The sequence below is a fragment of the Brevundimonas sp. Root1423 genome (assembly GCF_001426805.1).
The window spans coordinates 1-2,768 of the sequence record NZ_LMFL01000085.1 but is presented as its reverse complement, the minus strand read 5'-3'; the positions used below and the strand labels follow the sequence as shown (position 1 = coordinate 2,768).

The 2,768-nt window shown below is 65.3% G+C and carries 4 protein-coding genes, 1 tRNA gene and 1 pseudogene; all 6 read right to left on the bottom strand.

Annotated elements, in window-relative coordinates:
- A partial coding sequence (locus ASD25_RS28390) for a transcription termination/antitermination NusG family protein (RefSeq protein WP_304439672.1) occupies nucleotides 1-263 on the bottom strand: 263 nt, incomplete at its 3' end.
- 12 nt (nucleotides 264-275) lie between these two features.
- Entirely contained in the window at nucleotides 276-566 is a 291-nt protein-coding gene (gene secE, locus ASD25_RS28385) for a preprotein translocase subunit SecE (RefSeq protein WP_055829955.1), read from the bottom strand.
- Nucleotides 567-630: 64 nt separating this feature from the next.
- Nucleotides 631-706, bottom strand: a tRNA-Trp gene (locus ASD25_RS28380).
- 114 nt (nucleotides 707-820) lie between these two features.
- Nucleotides 821-2,155 (bottom strand): hemolysin family protein, encoded by a 1,335-nt coding sequence (locus tag ASD25_RS28375; protein ID WP_200943754.1) that lies wholly within the window; start codon nucleotides 2,153-2,155, stop codon nucleotides 821-823.
- Between the two features lie 94 nt (nucleotides 2,156-2,249).
- Entirely contained in the window at nucleotides 2,250-2,375 is a 126-nt protein-coding gene (locus tag ASD25_RS32920; protein WP_255356209.1) for a hypothetical protein, read from the bottom strand.
- 235 nt (nucleotides 2,376-2,610) lie between these two features.
- Nucleotides 2,611-2,768: pseudogene (gene tuf / locus ASD25_RS30020) on the bottom strand (elongation factor Tu); the annotation flags it as partial.

Below are 2,768 nucleotides of genomic sequence, written 5' to 3'. Positions count from 1 at the left end.
TAGGCGTCGTCGGTCATCTCCATCTTCACCAGCACATAGCCGGGGAAGAATTTGCGCTCCGAGTTGACCTTGCGGCCGCGGCGGATCTCGACGACGTCCTCGGTCGGCACCAGGATTTCCGAGAAACAGTCCTCGAGCCCCTGCTGGCGCGCCTGATCCGTCAGGTGCTGGGCGACCTTCTTCTCGAAATTCGAATAGGCGTGGACAATGTACCACTTGTGCCGGGGATTGGCGGCGGGCTTGGCGGGCGTTGCGTCGGTCATGGGGGGTCTTTCTTACTGGCCGATCGCGAGCACGATGCGCGACAGGAAGGCCAGGCCGGTGTCGACGACGAAGAAGAAGATGGACGCGATCAGCACCATGATCAGCACCATCACCGAGGTGATCCAGGTTTCCTTGCGGCTCGGCCACACGATCTTGCGCCCTTCGGCGCGGACCTGGCTGGCGAACTGCGGGATCGAGGTGCGCTTCTTCGGCGCGACGGCGTCCGTCGCCACGGCCGCGCCGGCGACGGCGGGCTGGACGGTCTGGGTGCGGCGCCCCGAAGGGCTCTTGGCCTTGGCCATGCTCGGTTCTCGTTTTCAACGCAGTCTGACGGTGCAGATGGGGACCCGCCCCGTCAGTGGAAAGTGGCAGGAGTGGAGGGACTCGAACCCACGACCCTCGGTTTTGGAGACCGATGCTCTACCAGCTGAGCTACACTCCTGTGGTCCCGGCGAAAACTACAACGCGCCAGAGGGCGGAACCCCCGGGCGCGTTCGGCTTCGCCAGACCGCGGCGTATGCCCGACCGCGCCGGGGTTTTCAAGGGCGGATGCGGTTCAGTCCTCGTACTGAGCCGCCACCGCCCGGGCCTCGTCCTGGGCGTTGATCACCTGCTTGAACAGCAGCTTGTCGATCCGGCGGTCGTCCATGTCGATGATCTCGACCTCGAACCGGCCCAGTTGCAGGATTTCGCCCTCGTGGGGCACGCGCGACAGCTGGTGCAGCACCAGGCCCGCGATGGTGTGGAAGCCTTCCGCCTCGCCGAAATCCTCGCCCAGGGCGTCCGACAGCTCGTCGATGTCGGTCTGGCCGTCGACCAGCCAGCTGCCGTCCTCGCGCTGGCGCACATTGACCTCGGCGTCGTCGTGACCCTCGTCGAAATCTCCGGCGATCATTTCCAGCAGGTCGGTGGCCGTCACCACCCCCTCGAAGGCCCCGAATTCGTCCACCAGGAAGGCCATGTGGACGCGCGAGGCCTTCATGATCTCCAGCGCCTTCAGCACCGAGGTCGATTGCGGAATGAAGGCCGGAATCTGGATGTGCTTTTCGACATTGAACTCGCCGTTGTCGAGCAGGCTGTCCAGCAGGTCCTTCTTGTGAACCACGCCCAGCGGATTATCGACGTCGTTCTCCCGCGCGACCACGATGCGCGAATAGGGGCAGGTGCGAACCTCTGTTCGCAGCGTCTCCTCCGAATCGTCCAGGGCGATCCAGAACACCTCGTGGCGCGGCGTCATGGCCACCCGGATCGGCCGGTCGCCGAGGCGCAGGATCTCCTCGATCATGGTCTGCTCCTCGGGCTCGATCAGGCCGGCCGAGGTGCCCTCCGCGATCATCGTCTCGACCTCTTCCTGGGTCACGTCCGAACCGTCCCGGTCCTTGACGCCCATGATCTTGAGGATGGCCGAGGTCGAGGCCGTCAGCACGACCACGAAGGGCTTCAGCACCACGGCCACGGTCGAGATCGGCGCCGCCATCTTGGAGGCGATGCTCTCGGGGAAGATCAGCGCCAGCCGCTTGGGCACCAGTTCGCCGACGATCACCGACACATAGGTGATGAAGATGATGACGATGACGGTCGAGAAGACTTCGGTATAGGCCGCCAGTCCCGGGAAGGCCGCTTCGAGGATGTGGTTCAGCTCGCCCGCGATCGCCGCCTGTCCGTAGGCGCCGGCGGCGATGCCGATCAGGGTGATTCCGACCTGGACCGCCGACAGGAAATGGGTCGGGTCCTCGGCCAGCTTCAGGGCGACGCGGGCGCCCTTGTCGCCGCGTTCGGCACGGCTCTGCAGCTTGGATCGACGGGAGGATACGACCGCCAGCTCGGTCATGGCGAACAGGCCGTTGAGCACCACGAGGAGCAGAACGACAACGATGGCGATGGCTAACATCTAGGGGGAGCGGACCGACGCGGCGCGACTGTCGGCGTCCGCGGGATCAATGATAGGGGGAATTGTCCCCCGCCGCCACGGTTTCCTTGAAGCCTTAGACCCCGCGGCCGATCTCGACGCCGCCATAGGGGCCGCGCGCGCCCGTGTCCGGCGTGGCGGCGCAGGCCGACATGCCGAGGAAGGTGCCGATGAAAAGTCCGATCCTGATCGCGCGCCGCATGGTTACTGAAATCCTAACGTCCGGGATGCGAACGTAGGGACCTCACGGCGGTTCCGCGCAAGCACGGACGCCTGCGAGGAGAACGATACGGTAAACGCGCGCGCCGCCTCCCCCCCGCTCCGTCATCCTCGGGTCAGGCCCGAGGATGACGGCGTGGAGTGCGGAGCGCACAGCAAAAAAACGGCCCCCGGATTGCTCCGGGGGCCGTTCGCTTACGCGTACTGGTTTCGACCGATTACTCGGTGATCTTGCTCACCACGCCGGCGCCGACGGTGCGGCCGCCTTCGCGGATGGCGAAGCGCAGCTTCTCTTCCATGGCGATCGGGGTGATCAGCTCGACGTTCAGCTCGGCGTTGTCGCCGGGCATGATCATCTCGACACCTTCCTTGAGGT

What these genes read in the sequence shown, in the direction of transcription:
- secE (WP_055829955.1), bottom strand. Translation starts at nt 566, where the DNA reads ATGGCCAAGGCCAAGAGCCCTTCGGGGCGCCGCACCCAGACCGTCCAG.
- ASD25_RS28375 (WP_200943754.1), bottom strand. Translation starts at nt 2,155, where the DNA reads ATGTTAGCCATCGCCATCGTTGTCGTTCTGCTCCTCGTGGTGCTCAAC.
- ASD25_RS32920 (WP_255356209.1), bottom strand. Translation starts at nt 2,375, where the DNA reads ATGCGGCGCGCGATCAGGATCGGACTTTTCATCGGCACCTTCCTCGGC.